The sequence below is a fragment of the Nocardioides sp. DN36 genome (genome assembly GCF_055380375.1).
Genome location: NZ_AP043823.1, coordinates 351,957 through 376,638 on the forward strand (window position 1 = coordinate 351,957; position 24,682 = coordinate 376,638).

Sequence of the window (24,682 nt, forward strand, 5' to 3'; positions counted from 1 at the left end):
CAGGTCGTACGTGGACTCCGCGACAGGGTCCCTGACCAGATAGGTCCTGGCAGTGTCAGCCTCCCGCACTCGCGCCGACCGGTGTCCTGGCGCCCTCCGGCCGTGGCGGGCTGCGGACGGCCTTCTCGTACGGCTTCGGCTGATCGGGGGCAGGGTTCCCGCGAGAGCGCTGAGGTCGCTCGTCGAGGTCGCTGAGGAGTACGGCGACGGACGCGTGCACACGACGTCGCGGGCGAATCTTCAGGTGCGCGCCTTCCCCGGCTTCGAAGGCCGGTTGTCATCCGAGGCGCTCGCCGCCCTCGAGCGAACGGGCCTCCTGCCGAGCAGGACCCATGAACTGGTCCGCAATGTGATGGTGTCGCCGCAAACCGGTTTGGCCGGGGGTCGCGCCGACCTCCGAGCGGTTGCACGTGAGCTGGACGACCGGTTGTGCGCTGACCCGGATCTCGCGGCCCTGTCGGGCCGGTTCCTGTTCGTGCTCGACGACGGACGCGGCGATCTACTGGCTCGCAGCTGCGACCTGGGGCTGGTCGCGCTGGACTCGACCTGGGCTCAGCTACGGATCGGGACCGGGTGGGGGGCGACCGTGGAGCTCGCGGAGGCGGCAGGGCGGATCGCGGAGCTGGCGCATGAGTTCGTCGTACGCCGAGGGCGCGGGCCGGGAGCGGCCTGGCACGTGTCGGAGCTGGCCGAGGCCCTCGCCGTACAGAGAGCGTCCGATCCAGGCCTCCCTGACCCGGCGGAACCGTTGCCATTCGGGGCAGTGCCCGGTGGGCGTCATGTCGAGGTTTCCGAGACCGGTCTCGACCAACAGGTCATCGAAGACCTGACCGCAGCAGTTGATCACGTGATTGTCACACCGTGGCGTGGCGTGCTCATTCCCGAGGAGAGCAGATGACCAACCTGCGCAGGCCAACGCGCCACTACGAGTACGTCGACTCCGGACCCGCCATCTATGTCGACTCCTTCGCCACCATCCGGCGAGAGGCCGACCTGCGGGCCGTGCCGGCCGATGCCGAGAAGCTCGCCGTCCGCATGATCCACGGCAGCGGGCAGGTCGACCTCGCTGATGACTTGATCGTGCATCCGCAGATGGTGTCGACTGCCCGGGCCGCGCTGGAGTCGGGCGCGCCGATCCTGTGCGATGCGACCATGGTCGCGACCGGCGTCACCCGGAGCCGACTGCCGAAGGACAACGACGTCGTCTGCCTGCTCAACGACCCGCGGGTGCCCGGGCTGGCCCGCGAGTGGCGTACCACCCGTACCGCCGCCGCCGTCTCACTGTGGAGGCCGCGACTAGACGGTGCCGTTGTCGCCATCGGCAACGCTCCGACTGCACTGTTCCACCTACTGGAGATGATTCTCGACGGGGGCCCACGACCCGCGGCGATCGTGGGCTGCCCGGTCGGCTTCATCGGTGCTGCCGAGTCCAAGCAGGCTCTCGTGGACCTCCACGCCGAGCACGGCATCGACATCCCCTACGCGACCGTCCGCGGCCGTCGCGGTGGATCGGCGATGACCTCGTCAGCACTCAACGCTCTCGCGCAGGAGGCAGAATGACCGGCCGTTTCACGGTTGTCGGCATCGGCCCCGGCGACCCGGAGCTCATGACGCTGAGAGCCGCTCGGATCATCGGCGCGTCCGACGTCGTCGCGTACCACGCTGGCGTGAAGAAGAAGTCCCACGCACGCCGCATCGCCGACGGCGTCATTCCGGCCGACGCCATCGAGGAGGAGCTGCGCTACCCGGTCACCACCGGCACCACGGACCACCCCGGTGGGTATGTCGGGGCGATGGCCGACTTCTACGAGTCCTGCGCGGTGCGGCTCTCGGATCACCTCGACGCCGGTCGCGACGTGGTTCTGCTCTCGGAGGGCGATCCCCTCTTCTACGGCTCGTCGATGTACCTCCACGACCGGTTCAAGGAGATCTACCCGACCGAGGTGGTGCCGGGCGTGCCCGCCTTCGCGGCGGCGACAGCGGCGATCTCTGGTAGCTCTGGCCCGCTGGTTCGACAGACAGACGTCCTGACCGTCCTCCCCGGAACCCTGCCCGAGCCGGAGCTTGCGAGACGGCTGGCGGACACGGAAGCCGCCGTCATCATGAAGCTCGGCCGGACGTTTCCGGCCGTGCGCTCAGCGCTGGCGCAGGCCGGGCGGCTCGAGGGCGCTTGGTACGTCGAGCGGGCGTCGCAGTCCGAGGAGCGTTGGCTGCCCGTCGCCGAGGTCGACCCGGACTCCGTGCCCTACTTCTCCCTGATCGTCGTCCCCGGCGACACGGCCAACCGGCCGACCGCTGACCGGCTGCGCGCTCGCGACGCGGAGCCCAGTGGATCCGCCGCGACACACGACGGGCGGACCGCTGAACTCCTGGTCGTCGGCCTCGGTCCCGGCCCCGACCACTGGCTCACGCCAGAAGCCTCGGCGGCGTTGGGCGAGGTCGACCACGTGGTCGGCTACGCCCCGTACGTGGCTCGCGTCCCGCCGCGTGCCGGACTGACCCGCCACGCGTCGGGCAACACCGTCGAGGTCGACCGGGCTCGTGTCGCGCTCGACCTGGCCAAAGCGGGGGAGAGGGTCGCGGTCGTCTCAGGCGGCGACGCTGGCGTCTTCGGGATGGCAGCAGCCGTCTTCGAGGCGGCCGAGGACCCGGCGTACGCGGGCGTGCCGATCCGGGTGCTGCCAGGGGTCAGCGCCGTGCAGGCGGTGGCCGCCCGTGCCGGTGCGCCCATCGGGGCAGACTTCGCCGTCGTCTCGCTCTCCGACAGGCTCAAGCCGTGGGAGGTCGTGGAACGGCGCCTCCGCGCCATCGCCGACGCCGACCTCGTGCTAGCGATCTACAACCCGGCCTCCCGCTCCCGGACCGAGCAGATAGCCACCGCCCACCGTGTCCTGCTGGAACACCGCAAGCCAGAGACCGTCGTCATCGTCGGGCGCGACATCGGGCGCGACGAGGAGTCGCTGACAGTCACGACGCTGGCCGACCTGGACCCGGAGACGATCGACATGAAGTGCCTGCTGATCGTGGGTGCCGAGAGCACGCGGGTGAGCCGCGCCGGCGTGTGGACGCCGAGGTACGTGCGGTGAGTGCTGCCGTCCACTTCGTCGGCGCCGGACCGGGCGCGGCCGACCTGCTGACCGTGCGCGCGACGCACCTGCTGGCGCAGGCGGACCTGGTGCTCTATCCCGGCACCTACCTCGATCCCGACGTGCTCGCCCACGTCGGCCCGAGCGCAGAGCTCGTCGACACCCAAGACCTCGACCTCGACACGATGGTCGCGTGGATGGTCGGCGCAGCTGGCGCGGGGCAGACGGTGGTGCGATTGACGTCCGGCGACCCGTCTCTCTATTCCGCGCTGCACGAGCAGACCCGCCGGCTCGATGCTGCCGGGGTTGCCTGGTCGGTGACGCCCGGGGTGCCCGCCTATGCTGCCGCTGCTGCGCTGGTCGGGAGCGAGCTGACGGTGCCGCTGGTGGCGCAGTCGGTGGTGCTGACCCGCACCCAGGCCCGCTCTACCGCGATGCCGGAGTCCGAGTCGCTGGCGGCGTTCGCTGCGACCCGCTCGACGCTCGTGCTGCATCTGGCGATCACGCGAGTGCGGGCGCTGATGGCCGAGGTCGAACCGGAGTACGGCGAGGACTGCCCGGTGGCCGTCGTCTACCGCGCCAGCCAGCCCGGGGAGCAGGTGCTGCGTGGCACGGTGGCGACCATCTCGGAGGTGGTGGAGGCGGCAGGGCTGCGCCAGGCGGCCGTGATCCTGGTCGGCTGGGCGCTGGCCCGCGAGGGCGGCGAGTCTTATCTCTACGACGCGGCCCGCGACCGGAGCTCGAAGCGACGCGGCGATCGGGGGCTCTGATGGAGCTCTACGACGTCATCAACCGTCGTCGTGACACTCGCCGAGAATTCACAGGTGAGCCGTTGGCCGCCGAGGTGCTGGAGCGGCTGCTGTCGGCGGCTCACTGTGCACCGAGTGTCGGGATGAGCCAACCGTGGGACTTCGTGCTGGTCCGCTCGCCGGACGCGCTCAGCGCTTTCGCCGACCACGTCGCGCTCGAGCGGGACACGTTCGCGGCGACGCTCAGCGGTGAGCGCGCCGAGACGTTCTCGCGGATCAAGGTCGAAGGGATCCGCGAGTCGCGGCTCGGGATCGTGGTCGGCTACGACCCGACCCGCGGCGGGCCGAGGGTGCTCGGGCGGCATGCCATCGCCGACGCCGGGCTCTACTCGGTGGTCTGCGCCATCCAGAACCTCTGGCTCGCCGCGACCGCCGAGGGCCTCGGGGTGGGGTGGGTCAGTTTCTACCGCGAGGAGTTCCTGCGCGACCTCGTCGGCATGCCGGAGCACGTACGGCCGGTGGCGTGGCTCTGCGTCGGCGCCGTCTCGGAGCTACCGGACGTGCCTGACCTGGAGCGCTACGGCTGGCGGCACCGCTCGCCGTTGGCGAGCGTCCTGCATGAGGAGAGGTACGGCGTCAGCGCGTCAGTGCCCACTGCGTGACGGTACGGGCCGGGGTCCACCCGGTGAAGGCGCCGACCGGTGCACTGGTCTCGACCGAGACTCGGGTCAGCTCGCCGCCGTGCTTCCGGTAGAGCCGACCGAGCAGCATCTCGGTCTCGAGCGTCACGCCGTGCACGACCAGCCGGCCGGCCCGTCGCAGCGCCGTCAGGCAGGCGTCGATCACCCCGTCGCGGGTGGCGCCGCCGCCGACGAAGATGGCGTCCGGCGGGCGGAGCCCGGCGAGCGCGCCGGGGGCCCGTCCGTGCACGACCTCAAGCCCCGGCACACCGAGACTCGTGGCGTTGCGGCTGATCCGCGCAGCACGGTCGGCGTCCGCCTCGACCGCCGTCGTCGTGCAGGACGGGTGGGCGCGCATCCACTCGATCCCGACCGAGCCGGCTCCGGCGCCGACATCCCACAGGTGCTCGCCCGGGGTCGGGGAGAGCCGGGCGAGAGCGCTGGCGCGCAGGTCGCGCTTGGTGAGCTGGCCGTCGTGCTCGAAGGCGTCGTCGGGCAGACCGGCGACCCAGCCGCCGAGGCTCGGGCCGACGCAGTCAATCGCGACGACGTTGAGCCGAGGGAGGTCGAACTCCTTGCCGGTGAGGATGACGGCCTTGTCGAACAGGAAAGAGCTCTGCTCGCGTCCGCCCAGGTCGCCGAGGACGGTGAGCTCACTGTCGCCGTACCCCTCCGCGACCAGCAGCGCCGCCACATCCCTCGGCGTGTGTTCATCGGACGAGAGGACCAGGATCCGACGGCCAGGGGCGAGCTCGCGGCGCACCAGCGCGACGTCGCGACCCACCACGCTCACGACCGCATGGCTCTCCGCCGACCAGCGCATCGCCGCCCGTGCGAGGGCGACTGAGGAGATCCCCGGGACGACGGTCACCTCGTCAGGCCCGAGCAGGTGCATGAAGGTCGTGGCGATCCCCGACACCAGCGGGTCGCCGGACGCCAGGGCGACGACATGCCCGCCTGCCGCCTCGTCCGCCAGGGACGTGAGCAGCGCCGGCAACCGGTCACGCAGCGGAGAGGGCCAGGGCTCGCGGCGCTGCCCCGGCACGTCGGGCAGGAGGTCGAGGTGCCGGCGCCCACCGAGCACCACGCGGGCTCGCTCGACCCAGGCCCGGCCGACCTCCGACACACCGTCCCAGCCGTCGGCGCCGATACCCACCACAGTGATCACGCGAGCAGACGCTATCGTGAGCCCCGCAAGGCGAGAGGTGCCCCAACGGCCCAGCCATCGGAAACGGTGGGGACGGCGGACGGGGAGAATCTGGGAAGCCGGTGAGATTCCGGCACAGGCCCGCTGCGGTGAACCGAGCCTCCACTCATGAGTTGAGCGGAGGACTCGGCAAGTCCGAAGACCGGCCTCCCGCCCGACCAGTCACTGCTGGCGAACAGAGCGGGAGCCTCACATGCCACAGCACTACCCATTTTCAGCCGTCCTCGGTTGCGAGACCGACGCCCTGGACGACATGGGCCTCGCGCTCGTCCTCACGACGATCTCGCCGGAGATCGGTGGCGTGCTCGTGCGGGGCGAGAAGGGCACCGCGAAGTCGACGACGGTGCGGGCGCTGGCCGCCGTGCTGCCGCCCATCGATGTGTACGCGGGCGACAGGTTCTCCGTGGACCCTGCCGACCCGGCAGCCACGTCGCCCGACGGCCCGTTCGGCACCGAGACGGAGGCCATCGTCCGTCCGGTGCGGCTCGTCGAACTACCCGTTGGCGCGACCGAGGACCGAGTCCTCGGCTCCCTACACCTCGAGCGGGCGCTGTCACACGGCAAGGTGGAGTACGAGCCCGGACTGCTCGCGAGAGCACACCGCGGCATCCTCTACGTCGACGAGGTCAACCTGCTGCACGACCACCTCGTCGACCTGCTCCTCGATGCCGCGGCGATGGGTCAGGTCACCGTCGAGCGCGACGGCGTCTCGGTCGAGCACGCGGCCCGGTTCGTGCTGATCGGCACGATGAACCCCGAGGAGGGGGAACTGCGTCCACAGCTGCTGGACCGCTTCGGGCTCACCGTCGAGGTTGCCGCCCCCCGGGAGCCGGCGCTACGCGCCGAGGTCGTACGGCGCCGGATGGCCTACGACGCCGATCCGGTCGCGTTCACCGCGCGCTACCGCGACGCGGACCGCGCCCTGACCGAGCGAGTCGAGACCGCCCGCGAGCGTCTTGCCAAGGTGCGGCTCACCGAGTCTGCGCTCATGAAGATCGCCGAAGTCTGTGCCACGTTCGAGGTCGACGGGCTTCGCGCCGACATCGTCACCGCCCGCACCGCGGTCGCCCACGCCGCCTGGGAGGGTCGCGACGAGGTCACCCGCGCCGATATCCGACGCGCCGCGCTGCTGGCGCTGCCGCACCGGCGCCGCCGCAACCCCTTCGATGCTCCCGGTCTCGACGAGGACCTGCTCGACCAGATCCTCGGCGACGACGAGCTACCGCCGGAGCCGCCGGAGGGACCGGCCCCGGATGAGCCGCCGACTTCTCCCGAGGACAACACACAGGATCAGGCGCAGGGTGACGGACAGTGGGACGAGGCCGCTGACGGTGACAGCGACCAGGCGCCGGCGACCGACGACACTCCGCCCGAGTCTGACGGCGAGCCGCCGGTGACGCCTCTCGCAGTCACCGAGGCCGGTTCGACGGTTCGTGCCACCGCGCCGTACCGACCGCGGCTGTTGAAGGTGCAGGGGCTCGGCGAGGGCGCGGCCGGACGACGCAGCCGAGCCCTCGCGAGCACCGGTCGCCGCGTCGGCGCCCGGCTGCCGGACGGACCCACCGGCTCGCTCCACCTGGTGGAGACCCTGCTGGCGGCCGCTGGCAAGCAGTCCTCGCGCGGCCGCACGACCGGACGCGTGGAGCTGCGCAACGAGGACCTCCGGGTCGCCGTGCGGGAGGGTCGGGAGGCCAATCTTGTGCTCTTCTGCGTTGACGCCTCCGGCTCTATGGCCGCGCGTAAGCGGATGTCCCAGGTGAAGACCGCGATCCTCTCGCTGCTGCTCGACGCCTACCGCCGCCGTGACAAGGTCGGCCTGGTCACCTTCCGAGGCGCCGAGGCGACGGTCGCGCTGCCGCCCACACGCTCCGTCGACATCGCTGCAGCGCGGCTCGACGAAGTTCCGGCAGGGGGACGTACGCCGCTGGCCGAAGGGCTGCTCGAAGCCGCTCGCGTGCTGACCCGCGAGCGAATGCGCGATCCACGGCTGCGACCACTCCTGGTCCTGGTCACGGACGGTCGCGCGACGGGCGGAAAGGACGCTGTCGCGCGGTCACAGCAGGCTGCGGAGTACGTCGCCGGGCTCGGCGTGACGACGGTCGTCATCGATGGCGAGAGCGGCCCCCTGCGTCTTGGCCTCGCACTGCGACTCGCCGAGCTGCTGCGTGCCGAACACCTCCCCGTGGCCGAGGTCAATGCTGAGGCGCTGGCCGGCACGGTCCGATCCCGCACGCAGAAGGGAGCGGCCTGATGCCCCAGGGCAAGCCCGCCGTCGTCCCCGACGACGGCCTGACGACGAAGCAGCGTCGCAACCGACCTCTGCTCGTGGTGCACACCGGCGACGGCAAGGGGAAGTCCACCGCCGCCTTCGGGCTCGCGCTCCGCGGGTGGAACCAGGGCTGGAAGATCGGTGTCTTCCAGTTCGTGAAGTCGGCCAAATGGCGCATCGGCGAGCAGACCGTTCTGGAGCGACTGGGCCGGCTGCACGAGGAGACGGGCGAGGGCGGCCCGGTCGAGTGGCACAAGATGGGTTCCGGCTGGTCGTGGACCCGAAAGCAGGGTGACGCCGAAGACCACGAGACCGCGGCTCTGCAGGGATGGCAGGAGATCAAGCGCCGCCTGGCCGACGAGAGCCACGACCTGCTGATCCTCGACGAGTTCACCTACCCGATGAAGTGGGGCTGGGTGGACGTCCAGGACGTTGTAGAGACGCTGACCAACCGCCCGGGCTTCCAGCACGTGATCATCACGGGCCGCAATGCCGATCCCCGACTCGTCGAGGCTGCCGACCTAGTCACGGAGATGAGCAAGGTCAAGCATCCGATGGACGTCGGCCAGAAGGGCCAGAGGGGCATCGAGTGGTAGCCCTGCCCCGGCTCGTCGTTGCAGCACCGTCGACCGGACAGGGGAAGACCACGATCGCCACCGGCCTGATGGCGGCACTGCGGATCGCCGGCCACGAGGTGAGCGGCCACAAGGTCGGTCCGGACTACATCGACCCCGGCTACCACGCCTTGGCGACCGGCCGCCCCGGCCGCAACCTCGACCCGCACCTCGTGGGCGAGGAGCGGCTCGTCCCGATGTTGCTGCACGGTGCGTCCGGCGCGGACATCGCGGTGATCGAGGGCGTCATGGGCCTGTACGACGGACGACTGGGCACCGACGGATTCGCCTCCACCGCGCACGTCGCCACCCTCACCCGGACGCCAGTAGTGCTCGTGATCGACGTCGCCAAGCTGTCCCGCTCCGCGGGGGCGATCGCCCTCGGCATGGCGACGTTCGACGCCGGAGTCCGGGTGGCCGGTGTCGTCCTCAACCAGGCGGGATCGGACCGCAACACCGCCGAGATCATCGGCTCGCTCGAGCAAACGGGCCTGCCGGTCCTTGGCGTGATGCCGCGCGACGTCCGGCTCTCCACACCCTCACGCCACCTGGGGCTCGTCCCCGCCGCCGAACGGGACGGTTCCATCCGGATGATCGAACAGCTCGGGGAGCAGGTGGCCCGCCACCTGGACCTCGACGCGATCCTCGAGGTCGCCCGCTCGGCGCCGCATCTGGACGCCGAGTCGTGGAGCCCCGCACGAGAGGTGATGTCGGTCGGCGCCAGCGACCACCGGCCAGTCGTCGCGATGGCCGGCGGGCGCGCCTTCACGTTCCGCTACGCGGAGACCGAAGAGCTCCTGACCGCTGCCGGCTGCGAGGTCGTCACCTTCGATCCGCTCGTCGATCCGGCCCTTCCGGCTGGCACGCAGGGCATCTACCTCGGCGGCGGGTTCCCCGAGGTGTACGCCGCCGAGCTCGCCGCCAACCGTGGTCTGCTGGACGATCTGCGTAGCGCCGTGGCAGCCGGGATCCCGACGGTCGCCGAGTGCGCCGGGTTGCTCTACCTGGCCGAGTCGCTCGACGGCGCACCCATGGCGGGCATCCTCCCGGCCACGGCTGCGATGGCAGGGCGGCTCGTGCTGCGTTACCCGGCTGCGGTCGCCGCGACCGATTCGCTCCTCACCAAGGCAGGGGAGGAGGTCACCGGCCATGAGTTCCACCGCACCCGTACCTCCCCGGCGGCCGGCGAGAGCGCGGCCTGGGCGATCGACCACGAACCAGTCGGCTATGCCAGCGGGAACCTCCACGCGTCGTACCTCCACGTCCATTGGGCCGGCCACCCTCAGCTCGCCCAGCGGTTCGCCGACGCCGTCTACGCCGCGCCGATGCACGTGGTCTCGCCCGCTCCGCCTGCGGTGCCCGTCACGCGACCCCGTGACCGTGTGGCCGACCCTTTGCGCCATCACGGCGACGTCGAGACGGGGGAGGGGCTCTTGGACTTCGCCGTCAACGTCTACGACGGCGGCCGGCCGGCCTGGTTGGAGCGCGCCCTGCGCGAGAGCCTCACCGCGGCGGCGGCGTACCCCGACGCCGAGCCGGCCCGCGCCGCGATCGCCCAGCGGCACGGCCGAGAGCTCGAGGAGGTCCTTCCGACCGCCGGCGCCGCGGAGGCGTTCACGTTGATCGCCCAGCTGCGCCCATGGCGGCGCCCCGTCGTCGTACACCCCCAGTTCACCGAGCCGCATGCGGCGCTGGAGCAGGCCGGACACACCGTGACGACGGTCCTGTGCCGACCGGAGAATGGCTTCGCGCTCGACCCCGACGCGATCCCTGATGACGCCGACCTCGTCGTCATCGGCAATCCCACCAATCCGACCGGTGTCCTGCACCTGGAAGACACGCTCCGCCGACTGCGCCGACGCGGCCGTCTCGTCGTGGTCGACGAGGCGTTCATGGACGCGGTGCCCGGCGAGACCGGCTCCCTGGCCCGCGAGCGACTCAGGGACTTGGTGGTCGTCCGGAGTCTCACCAAGCACTGGTCCATCCCGGGCATCCGTGCCGGCTACGTCGTCGGCGACCGCGCCCATGTCCGCTGGTTGGCCGACCGGCAAACGCCCTGGTCGGTCTCGGCACCGGCCATTGCCGCAACGATCGCGTGCACCAGCCGGACAGCGACCCCCGAGGTCCGCGAGCGTGCGGCCACGCTGGCGCGTTGGCGCGACTTCCTCGAAGGCGGTCTTCGCGGACGCGGGATTGACTACGCGCCATCGGCGGCGCCCTTCGTCCTGGCGCGGCTGGGACGGGGCGCTCATGCGGCGCTGAGGGAGCGCGGCGTCGCTGTACGCCGGGCCGACACGTTCCCGGGGCTCGACTCCACTTGGGTCCGCATCGCCGTGCGTCCACCGGGGATGACGAACCAGTTCTTCACCGCGCTCGACGCGGTCCGCCTTCTCCAGCCCACCTTGTGAGGTCCGCCATGCCCTACGTCTCCGCCCCGTCCGACATCGCCCGCGATCATGCGGCCAAGCGCTTGGCCGCGCTGGCCACCCCGCCCGGTGCCCTCGGCCGCCTCGGCGAGCTGGGCATCTGGCTCGCGTCCTGCCAGGGCCATGTACCTCCGAAGCCGGTGAATGACGTCCGGCTGGTCATCTTTGCCGGCGACCATGGCGTCGCCTCGCACGGTGTCTCCGCGTTCCCGCCCGCGATCACCGGTGCGATGGTCCGCACCTTCCTAGCCGGCAAGGCGGCTGTGAATGCCTTGGCAGCCACCCACGGCGTCGCGGTCCGCGTGCTAGACCTCGGTGTCGACGACGACTTCGCCGATCTCGACGAGGCGACTCGCGCGGCGCTGACCGTCCACAAAGTCCGTCGGTCCAGCGGCGCCATTCATCTCGAGGACGCGCTCACGCCGGAGCAGACCCGGCAGGCCCTCGACGCAGGGGCGGCGATCGCGCGAGAGGAGATCCGGGCCGGTGCTCAGCTGCTCCTCGGCGGAGACATGGGCATCGGCAACACCACGCCCGCCGCGTCCCTGGTCGCCGCCGGCCTCGGGCTTCCCGCAGCCGAGGTGGTCGGGCGCGGCACGGGGATCGACGATGTCGCGCTTGCGCACAAGACCGAGGTGATCGACATCGCCCTCCAGCGTGCCGGCACCCGGGCCGGCGACCCGGTCGAGACACTGACAGCCTTGGGAAGCGCAGACTTGGCCGCCACCACCGGCTACCTCCTTGCCGCAGCCCAGGACGGCGTACCGGTGCTGCTCGACGGACTCATGAGCGTGGCCTGTGCCCTCACCGCCGACCGGATCGAGCCCGGCGCCGCCGCCTGGTACGCCGCCGGGCACCGCTCCACCGAGCCTGCCCAGTCCCTCGCGCTCGCCAAGATGGGCCGAGAACCGCTGCTCGACCTCGGCATGCGGCTGGGGGAGGGGGCAGGTGCTGTCGCGGCCGTTCCGGTGGTCCGCAGCGCCTCCGCCGTGCTCCGCGAGGTGGCGTTGCTGTCCGAGCTACGGGCGTGATGCTGCTCGACGCGTGGCGGCTGGCCCTCGGCACACTCACCGCTATCCCCGTCGCCCCACCGGCCCTCGTCGACCGACGCCGGGCCGGCATGGCCATGGTGCTCGCACCGCTGGCAGTCCTGCCGCTCGCGGTGGCGGTGACTCTGGTGGCCCTGGCCGGGCATGGCCTCGACGTGCCGATCCCCGTGGCGGCTCTGCTGGCGCTGGGCGCAACCATCCTCGGCAACCGCGCCTTCCACCTCGACGGGCTCTCCGACACCGTCGACGGCGTGGCGGCCTCCTACGACCGTGAGCGGTCATTGGCGGTGATGAAGAGCGGCACGTCGGGTCCGGCCGGCGTCGTGGCGGTGGTCCTGGTCCTCGGCCTGCAGGCCACAGGCCTGGTCGCAGTATTGGCCTCACCGCACCCTGTGCGCGCCGCCGTCCTCGCCGGCTGCGCGCTCTGCGTCTCCCGCGCCGCGCTCGCCACCTGCTGCGCCCGGGGCGTGCCGTCCGCACGACCCGGGGGACTCGGCGACACCTACACCGGCACCGTGGCCCGGCCGGTCGTCGTGCTCATGTGGCTGACGTGCGCCGCCGTTCTCTCGCTCGCCGGCGCTTGGTCCGGACTCACCTGGTGGCGCGGAGCGCTGGCCAGCGCGATGGCACTCGCCGTGGTCGCCGTCTTCGTCGCGCGAGCGGTGCGGCGGCTCGGCGGCGTCACCGGCGACGTCTTCGGCGCCGCGATCGAGCTGGCGCTCGCCGCCCTGCTGGTGGCCCTCTCGTGAGCGCCCGAGCCGTCGGTCTTCTGCTCGGGTTCGCCGCGGACCGCGTGCTCGGAGACCCGCAGCATCTCCATCCCGTTGCCGGCTTCGGCAACGCGGCCGCGGCGCTGGAGCGTCGGCTGTACGCCGACTCGCGGCCGCGGGGTGCGGCACACACGGCGGCACTCGTCGGGGCGGCGATCGTGGTGGGAGTCGTAGCGGAGCGGGCAGCGGCGCGGAACCCCGTCGCCCAGGCGGTGGCCACCGCGGTGGTGGCCTGGACGGTGCTCGGTGGGCGCTCGCTGGAGCGCGAGGCACTCGCGGTCGACGCGCTCCTGAGAGCAGGCGACCTCCCGGCCGCCCGTGAACGCCTCACCCATCTGGTGGGCCGCGACACCTCGGCGCTGGAGGAGTCGGAGGTCGCGCGCGCGGTCGTGGAGTCCGTCGCGGAGAACACCTCGGACGCCGTCGTTGCACCGCTGCTGTGCGGAGCCGTGGCCGGGATGCCCGGGCTGCTCGGCTACCGGGCGGCCAACACCCTCGACGCGATGGTCGGCCACCACAACGACCGCTATGAGCGGTTCGGCTGGGCCGCCGCCCGCTTCGACGATCTGGTCAACCTGCCCGGCTCGCGGATCGCCGGTGCCGCCACGCTCCTTGCCTCGCCAGGAACGGCGCGGTCCGCCGCCAAGGCATGGCGCCGTGACGCCGCCGCCCATCCCAGCCCCAACGCCGGAGTCGTCGAGGCCACTTTCGCCGGCGCTCTCGGCATCCGGCTGGGCGGCACGAACCGCTACTACGGCAGCCGGCTCGAGCACCGTTCCGTCATGGGCGACGGGCGCGCCGTACGACCCGAGGACATCGGTCGGGCCGCCCGACTCGCACGCAGGGTTGGCATCATCGGTGCGGTCGTGTCGGCATCCGGCGCGTTGCTCGTGGCTCGGCGCACAGCGGGCCGGAGTGCGATAGCATCCGGCTAACGGGCACGAGGAAGCCGGTGAGAATCCGGCACAGTCGCGCTACTGTGACATCGCCTCCGGGCGGTGGAGTCAGACCCGAGTGTCCGTCATCCATCCCATCGAACAGGGACGCACGTATCCCTGAGGAGGACACATGTCGCAGGTCTCTGCGGCGCCGGTCGCCGGCGCACCTTCCGTTCCCACCATCCCGTTCGGCCAGCTGGCGCCATGGGCGCTGTTCTTCGGTCTCCTCGGAACGCTGGTGCTCTTCTTCGTCAGCACCGACCAGGGTGCCGTCTCCCTCCTGTCCGGCACGGCCATCCACGAGTGGGTCCACGACGGACGCCACCTCCTCGGCTACCCCTGCCACTGAGCCTGATTCCGGCCCGGATCCAGGCCTGAGCCCGGGATCCCGGCCGAGCTCTGAGCGCTCTTCGGCGCGATAGCGACCCCGAACAAGCGCGGCGGGGCTGTTGACGACACTTCTCGCGCGCGGCGCCGGCGTCGGCGCCGCGCTGCTTCCTGAACGGAAACCAGCATGACCGCACGTGCATTTCTCATCCGTGGTCTGATCGCCGGCCTGGTTGCCGGCATCGCCACCTTCTTCGTCGCGTACTCGGTGGGGGAGCCCCACGTCGAGACTGCCATCGCCCTCGAGGAGTCAGGCACCGCCGCCGAGGAGGCGCCGACCGACGCGTCCCACGACCATGGCGACGAGGCCTCCGGAGGCCACAGCCACACGCACAGCCACTCTCACGGTGACGAGGGCGAGGATACCGAAGTCTCCCGGGACAACCAGCGGACCTGGGGCCTGCTCACCGGCAGCCTCGCCGTCGGACTCGCGCTCGGCGGCATCGTCGCCCTCGTCGCGGCCGGCACCATCGGCCGCATGGGCCGGCTCCAGCCCGGCCAGTCCACCGCCCTGATCACTCTGCTCGGCTTCGTCGCCTTCGCCCTGGTGCCGTTCCTGAAGTATCCGGCGAACCCGCCGGCGGTCGGAAGTGGTGACACCATCGGCGACAGGACTGCGCTCTACTTCGGCTTCGTGGCCGTCTCGGTCCTGACGGCCGTCGCCGCGACGTACGTCGCGCTGCGGCTGCGCAACCGCCTCGGCACCTACGGTGGCGTCGTCGCCGGTGCAGCCGGCTACCTGGCCGTCATGGCCGTCGCCGGCCAGCTCTTCGCCACCGTCAACGAGGTCGGCGACTTCCCGGCCGACACGCTCTGGTTCTTCCGCCGGGCGTCACTGTTCACGCTGGCCACGATGTGGGGCGTGATCGGCGTGGTGCTCACCGGACTGGTCGGTCGGCTCTACGCCGCGCACACGGCGCGGGCGCAGCGGCGCGCGCTCGCCGCGAGCCTCTGACGGCCCGCCCCGCGAACCAACCTGTCGGCTCCTGCGCTCAGCGCGGGAGCCGGCGGCTTTCCACGGGAGTGTCGGCCAGCAGGTGGTCGGACACGATCCGGCGGGCCGCGCCGGGATCGACGCCGCCGTACCAGACGTCGTCGGGCTGCACGCTGACGACCGGGGCCTGGTTGCAGGGGAACTGACAACCAGTGTGGGTGACCAGCACGTCATGGTCGCCGAGCCCGGCCTCCATCAGTCCGAGGATCAGCGCGCGGGCCGTCTCGTCGGATCCGCGGGCCGTGCACCGCGGGCCGCGGCAGATGAGCACCTGGCGCCGGTGGCGGGTCACGTCCTCCCAGGCGGTCGAGGTCAGGCCCGGCTCGGCGCCGGAGATCGGCTTCAGGTCGAACAGCGCGACCTCGATCTCCTCGATCGTAGAGGCCAGCCGGGTCGCAACCTCGATCACCGGCCGGTGCCCGGCGCGCTCGCGCCACCAGTGGGAGGCGATCCTCCGTAGCCATGACTGCCCAGGGGCGAGCGGGCCGAGGCTGATGCCGGCGAGGCTGATCGTGGTGGCGCCGGCGTCCGCGAGCCGGGTGAGCTCGCGCGAGAGCGATGGGTCGCCCATCTGCAAGAAGGCGACGCCCGCATGGTGGCGGTCGGCCGCCGCGAGCAGCTCGTCGCGACGGTCGACATCGGAGACGGACATGCCAACGAGAAGCAGCGCGGTGCCTGGCTGGGTCATAGCCGGATCACCCTGCCTGCGATCACCAGGTGCACCTCGTCGCAGGCCGCCGCGATGCGCTGGTTGACCAGTCCGAGCAGGTCCCGGAAGAGCCGACCGGACCGGTGCTCGGGGACGACGCCCAGGCCGACCTCGTTGGTGACGAGAACGGTGTCCTCTCCCTGGTCGCGAACAGCGAGGACGTCCGCTGTCTCCTGCGCCACGTGTCCGATCACGTCGGTGATCTCGTCCGCCGGCGCACCCCAGAGGCCACGCTCGTCGAGCACCGCCGTGAGCCACGTGCCCAGGCAATCGACCATGACGTGCCCGTCCGTGCGCGCGAGCACTCCGACGAGGTCGTGGGACTCGACAGTCGTCCAGTCGACAGGCCGCCGCGCCCGATGGACGGCGATCCGCGCGGCCCAGTCGGCGTCGTCCTGGACCGGCCCTGGGGCGAGGTAGGTGACCGGTCCGGTCAGGAGCGACTCCGCGTGACAGGACTTGCCGGAGCGGACTCCGCCGGTGACGAGCACTCTCACGACTGCTCCCTGACCCAGGCGACGGCATCGTCCACGTCGTGCACGATCGGCACCCCGACCGGGCACGCGGGACGCCGTACGACGACCACGGCGACGTCGAGCTCGGCTGCGGCCTGAATCTTGGGCCACGTGTAGCTGCCGCCTGAGTCCTTGGTGACGAGGACGTCGATGGCGTGCTGCCGCATCAGGGCGAGCTCGCCATCGAGGGTGTAGGGGCCACGGCTGGTCAGCAGCGACCACGCCTCGGGCAGGTCGAGGGCGGGACGGTCGACGACCCGGGCGAGCACGGCGTGGCCGGACAGCGCGGGGACGAAGCGAGCCAGCTCCTGGCGGCCGACTGTGAGGAACGGCCGCGCACCGAGAGAGGCAGCCAGCGTGCTCGCCCGTTCGTGGTCGTCGACGTAGTGCCACCTCGGGTCTGGCTCCCAACCGGGCCGCTCGAGCCGCAGCAGGGGGACGTCTTCGAGGCGACAGGCGGCTACGGCGTTGGCGCTCATGCCGAGGGCGAAGGGATGCGTCGCGTCAACCACGGCGTCGTACTCGGCAAGCGCGGCCCGCAGACCCTCGACCCCGCCGAAGCCGCCGATGCGCACCCTCCCGACCGGCAGACGCGGCTCGGCAACCCGGCCGGCCAGGGAACTGGTCACCTCGATGCCGCTGTCGCGATCGTCGACGAGCCGGGCGGCGAGGTCGCGGGCCTCGCTGGTGCCTCCCAGGAGCAGCAGCCTCACGGGGAACCTCCTGGGGGTAGGACGGGCAGGCCGGCGGGTGTGCCGTCGCGGGCGAGTGTCAGCAGTGCGTCGACGTCGAGGTGCTCCTCGACCAAGTCGCCCAGCCGGTCGAGCCGGGCGTCGCGGGCGGCACCGAAGCTCACCGCGGACGGCTCTCGGCCCAACAGCTCGGACAACAGCGCACCCCGCAGCGCGTCGCCCTCGAGGCTGCCGTGCCACATCGTGCCGAAGACCTTGCCCGCACGGGCTCCGCCGAGGAACTCCTCGCCACCGCCGCGGGTGACCCGGCCGTGGTGGATCTCGTAGCCCGAGGCAGGTGCGCCCAGGGCGGCGCCGGCGGGCAATCGCAGCACCTTCTCGGCGGCGAAGTCGGTGCGGACGTCGAGCAGCCCCAGCCCCTCGACCTCGGCACCCGGCACGCCCTCGACACCGGCAGGGTCGCTGATGGTGCGACCGAGCATCTGGAAACCGCCGCAGATGCCGAGCACCGGGCGACCTCGGCGGGCGTGGTCGAGGATCGCGGCGTCCAGGCCCCGTGCGCGCAGCCAGGCCAGGTCGCTGATCGTCGAGCGGGTCCCCGGCACCACGAGCAGATCGGCATCGGCGACGTCGCGGGGATTGGAGACGAAGACGACGTCGAGGTCGGGCTCCAACCCGAGCGCGTCGACATCGGTGAAGTTGCTGATCCGCGGCAACCGCACGACTGCGATCCGGAAGGCGGCCTCACCGCGCGAGCGACGACCCTCGAGGTCGAGAGCGTCCTCGGAGTCCAGCCACAGGCTCGGATCCCACGGCAGCACGCCAAACACCCGACGGCCCGTCAGCCGCTCCATGGAGCCCAGGCCGGGGGAGAGGAGCGCCAGTTCGCCACGGAACTTGTTGACCACGAAGCCCGCCACCAGTCGCTGGTCCTTCGGGTTCAGGAGCGCGACCGTGCCGTACATCGCCGCGAAGACGCCGCCCCGGTCGATGTCGCCCACAACCACCGTCGGCAGCGATGCGTGCCGGGCCAGCCCCATGTTGACGTAGTCGCCGGCGCGCAGGTTGATCTCCGCCGGGCTCCCTGCTCCCTCGGCCACGACCACGTCGAAACGCGCCGCCAGGTCGTCGTACGCGGTGTGTGCGGCCGTGGCCAGGTGACGTCGGCCGGTCTCCCAGTCCGCCGACGAGACCTCGCCCGCGGGGTGGCCCATGAGCACGACGTGGCTGCGCCTGTCGCTGCCGGGCTTGAGCAGCACCGGGTTCATCGCCGGTTCCGGGGCAACGCGGGCAGCCAGTGCCTGGACCCACTGTGCCCGGCCGATCTCGGCGGTCGTGCCGTCGCCGGCGGAGCAGACCATCGAGTTGTTCGACATGTTCTGGGCCTTGTACGGCGCCACCTTCACGCCGCGCCGCGCGAAGGCTCGGCACAGGCCGGTGGTAACGACCGACTTGCCCGCGTCGGACGTCGTCCCGGCGACCAGGAGACCGCTCACGGCTGCGCCTCCCGAGCCCGCAGCAGATAGACGTCCATCACCCAGCCGGCCGCTGTCTTCGCACGCTCGCGCGCCGCTTCGAGCGACGGCAGCACGTCGGCGACCCGCCCCGCGACGAGCTCCTCAGAGTCGGTGCCGAGGTTGGCACCCCACCAGATCGAGCAGTCGTCGAGGCCGGCCAGGTCGAGGGTGCCGGTCAGCATGACGCACAGGTTGGTCTGGCCGGCGGCAAGGTCCTCGCGGAGCCGGCGGCCGGTGGTGATGTGGACGGGCTGCCCGACAGGGTGCAGCACGATCCGATGGCGGGCGGCCAACAGCTGCGGTGCGCTGATGCCCGGCAGCACGTCGTACTCGACCGGCATCCGCTCGGCCAGCCGGTCCACGACCCGGATCGTCGAGTCGTACAGCGAGGGATCGCCCCACACGAGGAACGCCGCCGTGCCACCCCGCTCGCGCAGGACCCGCTCGTAGGCCGCCACCCGAGCCTCGTGCCAGTCCTGCACCGCCGTGGCGTAGTCGGCCCGATCCGTCCGATCCCGCTCGGGATCGGGGACCGCGACCACCTCGAGACGATGCTCGGCCGCAATGGCTCGGCGGACCGAGAGCAGGCCGTCGTCCTCGCGCTTCTCGGCGGCGAGGACGTAGTCACACGACCGGAGCGCGTCGGCCACCTCCGGGGTGATGTGCTGCGGCCCCATGCCGACGCCGAGAACGCGGACCCTCACCGGGCGTTCACTCGCGGTCTTCGAGGTCACCCTCGACCTCGAGGTAGACCTGCTGCATCGCGGCCAGGGTGTCGGCGTCGGGCTCGGCCCACAGTCCGCGCTCGGCGGCCTCGTGAAGTCGCTCGACAATGCCGCGCAGTGCCCACGGGTTCGACTTGCGCAGGAACTCCTGGTTCCGCTCGTTGAGGACGTACTCCTGAGCGAGCTTGTCGTACATCCAGTCGTGTACCACCCCGGCGGTGGCGTCGAAGCCGAAGAGGTAGTCGACGGTGGCGGCCAGCTCGAAGGCGCCCTTGTAGCCGTGCCGCTGCATGGCGGCGATCCAGCGCGGGTTGACCACCCGAGCCCGGAAGACGCGGGCGGTCTCCTCCGACAGGGTGCGGGTGCGGATCGCGTCCGGCGAGGTGGAGTCGCCGACGTACGCCTTCGGATCGGCACCGGTCAGCGCGCGGACCGTGGCGACCATGCCGCCGTGGTACTGGAAGTAGTCGTCGGAGTCCGCGATGTCGTGCTCGGCGGAGTCGACGTTCTTGGCGGCGACCTTGATGCGGCGGTAGTTGGCGCGCATGTCGTCGGCGGCCGGGGCACCGTCGAGGTCGCGGCCGTAGGCGAAGCCGCCCCAGGCGGTGTAGACCTCGGCGAGGTCGTTGTCGTCGCGCCAGGTGCCGGACTCGATGACCTGCAGGATGCCGGCGCCGTACGACCCGGGCTTGGACCCGAAGATGCGGGTCCTCGCGCGGCGGGCGTCGCCGTGCTCGGCCAGGTCGGTGGCGAAGTGGGCGCGCACGTAGTTCGCCTCGGCCGGCTCGTCGAGTTCGGCCACCATCCGCACCGAGTCGTCGAGCATCGCCACGACGTGGGGGAACGCGTCGCGGAAGAAGCCCGAGATCCGGACGGTGACGTCGATGCGCGGGCGGCCGAGCTCCTCGAGCGGGACGACGACCAGCTCGCGGACCCGACGGGACTCGGCGTCCCACTCCGGACGCACCCCGAGCAGCGCCAGCACCTCGGCGACGTCGTCCCCGGAGGTCCGCATGGCGCTGGTGCCCCACACCGACAGTCCGACCGACGTGGGATAGGTGCCGGTCTCGTCGAGGTACTTCTGCACCAGTGAGTCGGCCATCGCCTGGCCGGTCTGCCAGGCCAGCCTGCTGGGGACGGCCCGCGGGTCGACGGTGTAGAAGTTGCGGCCCGTCGGCAGCACGTTCACCAGGCCACGCAGGGGAGAGCCGGAGGGCCCGGCCGGCACGAACCCGCCAGCGAGCGCGTGGAGGACCGCGTCGAGCTCGCCGGTTGTCCCGGCCAGGCGGGGGACGACCTGCTCGGCCGCGAACCTCAGCACCTGCTGGACCTCCGGCGCGTCATGCAGCGTGGTCGCGACCGTCGGGTCCCAGTCAGCCGCCTCCATTGCCTCGACCAGCGTCCGGGCCCGCGCCTCCGTCTCGTCGACGGCCCGGAGATCGGCGCCATCCTTGAGGCCGAGCGCGGCCCGCAGGCCGGGGACCGCGTTGCCGACGCCGCCCCACACCTGCGCGGCGCGCAGGATGGAGAGCACCAGGTTGACCCGGGCCTCGCCGGTCGGCGCCGCGCCCAGGACGTGGAGGCCGTCGCGGATCTGGGCGTCCTTGATCTCGCACAGCCAACCGTCGACGTGGAGCAGGAAGTCGTCGAACTCCTCGTCGTCGGGGCGTTCCTCCAGGCCGAGGTCACGGTGCAGTTGGGCGGCGTGCATGAGCTGCCAAATCTCACCCCGAATGGCCGCCAGCTTGGCGGGGTCCATCGCTGAGATCTTGTCGTACTCCTCGAGCAGGCCCTCGAGTCGTGCGATGTCGCCGTAGGACTCCGCGCGCGCCATGGGCGGCACGAGGTGGTCGACGATCGTGGCGTGCGCGCGTCGCTTGGCCTGCGCCCCCTCGCCGGGGTCGTTGACCAGGAACGGGTAGATCAGCGGCAGGTTCGCGATGGCGGCGTCGGGGCCGCAGGCGGCGGACAGTGCGGCGTTCTTGCCGGGCAGCCACTCCATCGAGCCGTGCTTGCCCAGGTGCACCACCGCGTGTGCCCCGAAGCCCCCGGCCTGGACATCCGCCCCGAGCCAGCGGTAGGCCGCGAGGTAGTGGTGGCTGGGCGCAAGGTCGGGGTCGTGGTAGATCGCGACCGGGTTCTCGCCGAAGCCGCGCGGAGGCTGGATCAGGATCACGACGTTGCCGGCCTGCAGGGTGGCGAGAACGATCTCGCCGTCATCGTTCACGAACAGGCCGCCCGGTGACTCGCCCCACGCCTCGACCATGGCGTCACGCAAAGACACCGGAAGGTCGGCCGTCCAGGCGTCGTACGCCGCCTTGCCGATGCGCACGTGCGCGTCGGTGAGGTGTGCGTTGGTGAGCCACTCCTCGTCCTGCCCACCGGCGGCGATGAGGGCATGGATCAGCGCGTCGCCGGCCTCGGTGTCGTCGGGCAGGTCGAGGAGCGGCAGCACCGGGTTGTCGGTGCCGAGGTCGTAGCCGTCCTCACGCAGGCGGCGCAGCAGCCGGATGGCCGAGACCGGCGTGTCGAGGCCGACCGCGTTGCCGATCCGCGCGTGCTTCGTGGGATAGGCGCTGAGCATCAGCGCGATCCGCTTCTCGCCGGTGGGCACCCGGCGCAGGACGGCGTGTGCGACCGCGATGCCGGCGACGCGGTCGCAGCGCTCGGGGTCGGCGACGTAGGACGGGAGACCCTCGGCGTCGATCTCCTTGAACGAGAACGGCGCGGTCGTGATCCGGCCGTCGAACTCGGGGATGGCGATCTGGCTGGCGTAGTCGAGCGGGCTGATCCCGTCGTCCGAGGCCTCCCACTCGTCGCGGCTGTTGGTCAGGCACAAGCCCTGTAGCACCGGGATGTCGAGGGCTGCCATCCGCTCCACGTCCCACGCTTCGTCGTCGCCGCCGGCACTGGCCGTGGCCGGGGCGCTACCGCCTGCCGCGAGCACCGTCACGACGAGGGCGTCGAGCGTCCCGAGCGCCTCGTAGAGGTCATCGGGCGCCGAGCGGAGCGACCCGGCGAAGATCGGGACGCCGACCGCTCGGCCGGTCGCGTCGATCGCGTCGGCGAGGGCGTGCGCGAACGCGTTGTTGCCGCTGGCCTCGTGCGCGCGGTAGTAGAGCACGCCCACGCGAGGCAGGTCGCCATCGTGGCCGGACGGCCGGTCGGCGTACCCCCACGCCGGGATCGCCACGGGCGGCTCGAACCCCTCGCCGGTCAGCAGCACGGTGTCGGAGAGGAACGCGTGCAATTGGGCGAGGTTGGCCGGACCGCCCTCGGCCAGGTAGCGGTGTGCTTCGGCGGCCGTCCCCATCGGCACGGTGGAGAGCTCCATCAGCTCGGCGTTCGGCTGCTGCTCGCCGCCCAGGATCACCAGCGGGGTGCCGGCCTCGCGCACGGCGGCGAGGCCGGGCCACAGGTCGTGAGGCGATCCGAGCAGGCGCACGACGACGAGGTCCGCGCCGGTGGCGAGTGCCGTGAGCTCGGCGTCGGTGCTGCGGGCAGGGTTCCCCCAGACATAGCCGGCGACACTGGCGCGAGCAGACAGCAGGTCCGTGTCGGAAGTCGACAACAGTGCGATGCGGGTAGGCGCAGCCATGGGCCGTTTTCCTCCTCCGGGGTTCTCGCCCCGTCAATCGGTCGGATCAGCCCATGGCCAGTGTCTGGCTGCGTCTTGTCGACGTCACAGTGGCGGAACCGCCCCGGAATCTCACCGGGTTCCTGCACCACGAGCAGTCCGCAGCCTACGGGAGAATCACCCCCATGCCTCACCCGGTCTATCTCGTCCGCCACGGCCAGTCGCAGTGGAACGTCCGCCGCCTGACCCAGGGACAGACCCCTCATCCGCCGCTGACCGATCTCGGGCGCTCGCAGTCGGCCGCAGCGGCAGAGCTGATCGCAGAAGACCTCAAGGACGTGGGACTGGCCGCTGACCGTCTCGTCAGCAGCGACCTGACCCGCGCGGCGGAGACCGCCGCGGTCATCGGCCGCCGGCTGCAGCTGACTCCGGAGTCGGACCCCCGCCTGCGCGAGCAACATCTGGGTGACCTGGAGGGCCGAACGTACGAGGAGACCTGGGCCGCAGCGGAGGCCTTCGACTGGTCGGACCCAACGCAGCCGATCGCGGGTGGCGAGTCGCTCATGGACGTGTACGACCGCATGGGTGCTGTGCTCAGCGACCTCGACCGCGGCTACGTATCCGTCCTCGTGTCGCACGGGGACGCGATACGGTCCGCCGTCGCGTACCTCCAAGGCATGAAGCCACACGAAGCACCGTGGGTCGACGTCCCCAACGGCGCCGTGGCCCGCATCGGCGACCACCTCACCTGGCTTGGACAATGACGCTCATGCCTGACCAAGCCCTTTGCCTTGACCCAGCCTCCTTCGCCGGAGTCACACTCGTCGGCGCCGGCCCAGGCCACCCGGACCTCATCACGATCGCCGGCCTCAAGGCGCTGCTCGGCGCGGATGTCGTCGTGACCGATCGGCTGGTGCCTCATGAGTTGCTTGCGGGGCTCGCTCCCGATGTGGAGCTCATCGACGTCGCCAAGTTCCCGCGCAGCCGGTTCACCGCCCAAAAAGACATCAACGCCGTCCTGCTCGACCGGGCACGAGCCGGAAAGAGGGTCGTCCGCCTCAAGGGAGGCGACAGCCACGTCTTCGGACGAGGGTTCGAGGAGGTGCTTCACCTGCAACAAGCCGGGGTCCCGGTCCGTGTCATCCCCGGCCTCTCCTCGTCCATCTCCGTACCAGCGCTGGCGGGAATCCCCGTCACACACCGAGGTGTCGTCCACGACTTCACCGTCGTCTCAGGACACGTACCGCCCCGCCACCCTGACAGCCTCGTCAACTGGGACGCCCTGGCCGCATCAAGAGGCACGATCGTTCTGATGATGGCCGTCCACAACGCCGCTGTGATCGCCCAGACCCTCATCGATGGCGGACGCCACACCGGTCAGCCCGCGGCCATCGTCGTGGACGGATCAATGGCGAGCGAACGCGTCATCCGCACGACCTTGAGTCAACTCGGGGAGTCGATCGACAACGAAGAGGTACAGCCGCCGGCGATCATTGTGGTCGGTGACGTAGCCGCGCTCTGACGTGCCCCTCATGTTCCTCGGGCAAGGGATGCCTACTCCGGAGCCGCCACACCCGGGGAAGTGCCACCCGTGACGGTTTCGGTCGGCCTCGCGCTGCTCGCCGCGGTGCCGTTGGCGCCTGACACGGTGCTGGTCTTCACAGTGCACCACGGGGACGAACACGGGCAGGAGGCCCGGTCGATCGTGCACGTCGCCGCGACGGCCACGGGCCGTCGGCCTCTGCGCCCTGGGAGTCTCGGCTCTCCCCTCGCCCGCT

22 protein-coding genes and 3 riboswitches are annotated in these 24,682 nt (G+C 71.4%); of the genes, 15 read left to right on the forward strand and 7 right to left on the reverse strand.

Annotated features, from left to right (window positions below):
- Positions 1-52 precede the first annotated feature (52 nt).
- Genes ACZ43H_RS02600 through bluB form a run of 5 tightly spaced genes read left to right on the forward strand, consistent with a single transcriptional unit; the run spans position 53 to position 4,497 of the window.
- Positions 53-898, forward strand: a complete 846-nt coding sequence (locus ACZ43H_RS02600; RefSeq protein WP_343051974.1) for a nitrite reductase — start codon at positions 53-55, stop codon at positions 896-898.
- Positions 895-1,560, forward strand: coding sequence for a precorrin-8X methylmutase (locus tag ACZ43H_RS02605; RefSeq protein WP_179662861.1), 666 nt, complete (start codon positions 895-897; stop codon positions 1,558-1,560). The genes ACZ43H_RS02600 and ACZ43H_RS02605 overlap by 4 nt, the downstream gene beginning before the upstream one ends.
- Entirely contained in the window at positions 1,557-3,086 is a 1,530-nt protein-coding gene (cobJ, locus tag ACZ43H_RS02610; protein WP_464587523.1) for a precorrin-3B C(17)-methyltransferase, read from the forward strand. The genes ACZ43H_RS02605 and cobJ overlap by 4 nt, the downstream gene beginning before the upstream one ends.
- Positions 3,083-3,856 (forward strand): precorrin-4 C(11)-methyltransferase, encoded by a 774-nt coding sequence (gene cobM / locus ACZ43H_RS02615; RefSeq protein ID WP_464587525.1) that lies wholly within the window; start codon positions 3,083-3,085, stop codon positions 3,854-3,856. Before cobJ ends, cobM begins: the two co-directional genes overlap by 4 nt.
- The gene (gene bluB / locus ACZ43H_RS02620; RefSeq protein WP_179662864.1) at positions 3,856-4,497 is read left to right on the forward strand and encodes a 5,6-dimethylbenzimidazole synthase; all 642 of its coding nucleotides are present in this window, start codon (positions 3,856-3,858) and stop codon (positions 4,495-4,497) included. The genes cobM and bluB overlap by 1 nt, the downstream gene beginning before the upstream one ends.
- Here the strand turns inward: bluB and cbiE are convergent.
- Positions 4,472-5,683 carry a precorrin-6y C5,15-methyltransferase (decarboxylating) subunit CbiE gene (gene cbiE / locus ACZ43H_RS02625; RefSeq protein ID WP_464587527.1) on the reverse strand — a complete coding sequence of 404 codons (1,212 nt, stop codon included), beginning with the start codon at positions 5,681-5,683 and terminating at the stop codon, positions 4,472-4,474. The genes bluB and cbiE overlap by 26 nt on opposite strands.
- A gap of 56 nt (positions 5,684-5,739) precedes the next feature.
- Positions 5,740-5,886: riboswitch (cobalamin riboswitch) on the forward strand.
- Between the two features lie 29 nt (positions 5,887-5,915).
- Between cbiE and ACZ43H_RS02630 the strand changes: the two genes are divergently transcribed.
- The 8 genes from ACZ43H_RS02630 to ACZ43H_RS02665 all read left to right on the forward strand — a co-directional run bounded on the left by ACZ43H_RS02630 (position 5,916) and on the right by ACZ43H_RS02665 (position 15,130).
- Positions 5,916-7,973, forward strand: a complete 2,058-nt coding sequence (locus ACZ43H_RS02630) for a VWA domain-containing protein (RefSeq protein ID WP_464587529.1) — start codon at positions 5,916-5,918, stop codon at positions 7,971-7,973.
- On the forward strand, positions 7,973-8,587 hold the full coding sequence (gene cobO / locus ACZ43H_RS02635; RefSeq protein ID WP_224131704.1) for a cob(I)yrinic acid a,c-diamide adenosyltransferase: 615 nt from the start codon (positions 7,973-7,975) through the stop codon (positions 8,585-8,587). Before ACZ43H_RS02630 ends, cobO begins: the two co-directional genes overlap by 1 nt.
- Positions 8,581-11,013, forward strand: a complete 2,433-nt coding sequence (locus tag ACZ43H_RS02640) for a cobyrinate a,c-diamide synthase (RefSeq protein ID WP_464587531.1) — start codon at positions 8,581-8,583, stop codon at positions 11,011-11,013. Before cobO ends, ACZ43H_RS02640 begins: the two co-directional genes overlap by 7 nt.
- Positions 11,014-11,021: 8 nt before the next feature.
- Positions 11,022-12,062 (forward strand): nicotinate-nucleotide--dimethylbenzimidazole phosphoribosyltransferase, encoded by a 1,041-nt coding sequence (gene cobT, locus ACZ43H_RS02645; RefSeq protein ID WP_179662869.1) that lies wholly within the window; start codon positions 11,022-11,024, stop codon positions 12,060-12,062.
- Positions 12,062-12,829 carry an adenosylcobinamide-GDP ribazoletransferase gene (locus ACZ43H_RS02650; RefSeq protein WP_179665533.1) on the forward strand — a complete coding sequence of 256 codons (768 nt, stop codon included), beginning with the start codon at positions 12,062-12,064 and terminating at the stop codon, positions 12,827-12,829. Before cobT ends, ACZ43H_RS02650 begins: the two co-directional genes overlap by 1 nt.
- Entirely contained in the window at positions 12,826-13,785 is a 960-nt protein-coding gene (locus tag ACZ43H_RS02655; protein WP_179662870.1) for a cobalamin biosynthesis protein, read from the forward strand. Before ACZ43H_RS02650 ends, ACZ43H_RS02655 begins: the two co-directional genes overlap by 4 nt.
- Positions 13,768-13,917, forward strand: a riboswitch (adenosylcobalamin (AdoCbl) riboswitch). It overlaps the preceding gene by 18 nt.
- Before the next feature lies 1 nt (position 13,918).
- Positions 13,919-14,137 (forward strand): CbtB domain-containing protein, encoded by a 219-nt coding sequence (locus ACZ43H_RS02660; protein WP_464587533.1) that lies wholly within the window; start codon positions 13,919-13,921, stop codon positions 14,135-14,137.
- A gap of 165 nt (positions 14,138-14,302) precedes the next feature.
- Positions 14,303-15,130 carry a CbtA family protein gene (locus ACZ43H_RS02665; RefSeq protein ID WP_179662874.1) on the forward strand — a complete coding sequence of 276 codons (828 nt, stop codon included), beginning with the start codon at positions 14,303-14,305 and terminating at the stop codon, positions 15,128-15,130.
- 37 nt (positions 15,131-15,167) lie between these two features.
- On the opposite strand, the gene ACZ43H_RS02670 is transcribed toward ACZ43H_RS02665, so the two are convergent.
- From ACZ43H_RS02670 to cobN, 6 genes are read right to left on the reverse strand one after another with little or no spacing between them, the layout of a single operon-like run.
- Entirely contained in the window at positions 15,168-15,821 is a 654-nt protein-coding gene (locus tag ACZ43H_RS02670; protein ID WP_246298456.1) for a (2Fe-2S) ferredoxin domain-containing protein, read from the reverse strand.
- Between the two features lie 32 nt (positions 15,822-15,853).
- Positions 15,854-16,375 carry a bifunctional adenosylcobinamide kinase/adenosylcobinamide-phosphate guanylyltransferase gene (locus ACZ43H_RS02675; protein WP_179662876.1) on the reverse strand — a complete coding sequence of 174 codons (522 nt, stop codon included), beginning with the start codon at positions 16,373-16,375 and terminating at the stop codon, positions 15,854-15,856.
- Positions 16,372-17,106, reverse strand: a complete 735-nt coding sequence (locus ACZ43H_RS02680) for a cobalt-precorrin-6A reductase (protein WP_179662877.1) — start codon at positions 17,104-17,106, stop codon at positions 16,372-16,374. The genes ACZ43H_RS02675 and ACZ43H_RS02680 overlap by 4 nt, the downstream gene beginning before the upstream one ends.
- The gene (locus tag ACZ43H_RS02685) at positions 17,103-18,581 is read right to left on the reverse strand and encodes a cobyric acid synthase (RefSeq protein WP_464587537.1); all 1,479 of its coding nucleotides are present in this window, start codon (positions 18,579-18,581) and stop codon (positions 17,103-17,105) included. Before ACZ43H_RS02685 ends, ACZ43H_RS02680 begins: the two co-directional genes overlap by 4 nt.
- Positions 18,578-19,306: a precorrin-6A synthase (deacetylating) gene (cobF, locus tag ACZ43H_RS02690; RefSeq protein WP_179662879.1), complete on the reverse strand. Its 729-nt coding sequence runs from the start codon at positions 19,304-19,306 to the stop codon at positions 18,578-18,580. Before cobF ends, ACZ43H_RS02685 begins: the two co-directional genes overlap by 4 nt.
- 7 nt (positions 19,307-19,313) lie before the next feature.
- Positions 19,314-22,925 carry a cobaltochelatase subunit CobN gene (cobN, locus tag ACZ43H_RS02695; RefSeq protein WP_464587539.1) on the reverse strand — a complete coding sequence of 1,204 codons (3,612 nt, stop codon included), beginning with the start codon at positions 22,923-22,925 and terminating at the stop codon, positions 19,314-19,316.
- Positions 22,926-22,963: 38 nt separating this feature from the next.
- Positions 22,964-23,072, reverse strand: a riboswitch (cobalamin riboswitch).
- A gap of 17 nt (positions 23,073-23,089) precedes the next feature.
- Here cobN and ACZ43H_RS02700 point away from each other — a divergent pair.
- Both ACZ43H_RS02700 and cobA read left to right on the forward strand, forming a co-directional pair.
- Positions 23,090-23,668 (forward strand): histidine phosphatase family protein, encoded by a 579-nt coding sequence (locus tag ACZ43H_RS02700; protein ID WP_179662881.1) that lies wholly within the window; start codon positions 23,090-23,092, stop codon positions 23,666-23,668.
- Positions 23,669-23,673: 5 nt separating this feature from the next.
- Entirely contained in the window at positions 23,674-24,426 is a 753-nt protein-coding gene (gene cobA / locus ACZ43H_RS02705) for a uroporphyrinogen-III C-methyltransferase (RefSeq protein WP_464587540.1), read from the forward strand.
- The last annotated feature ends 256 nt before the right edge of the window (positions 24,427-24,682 follow it).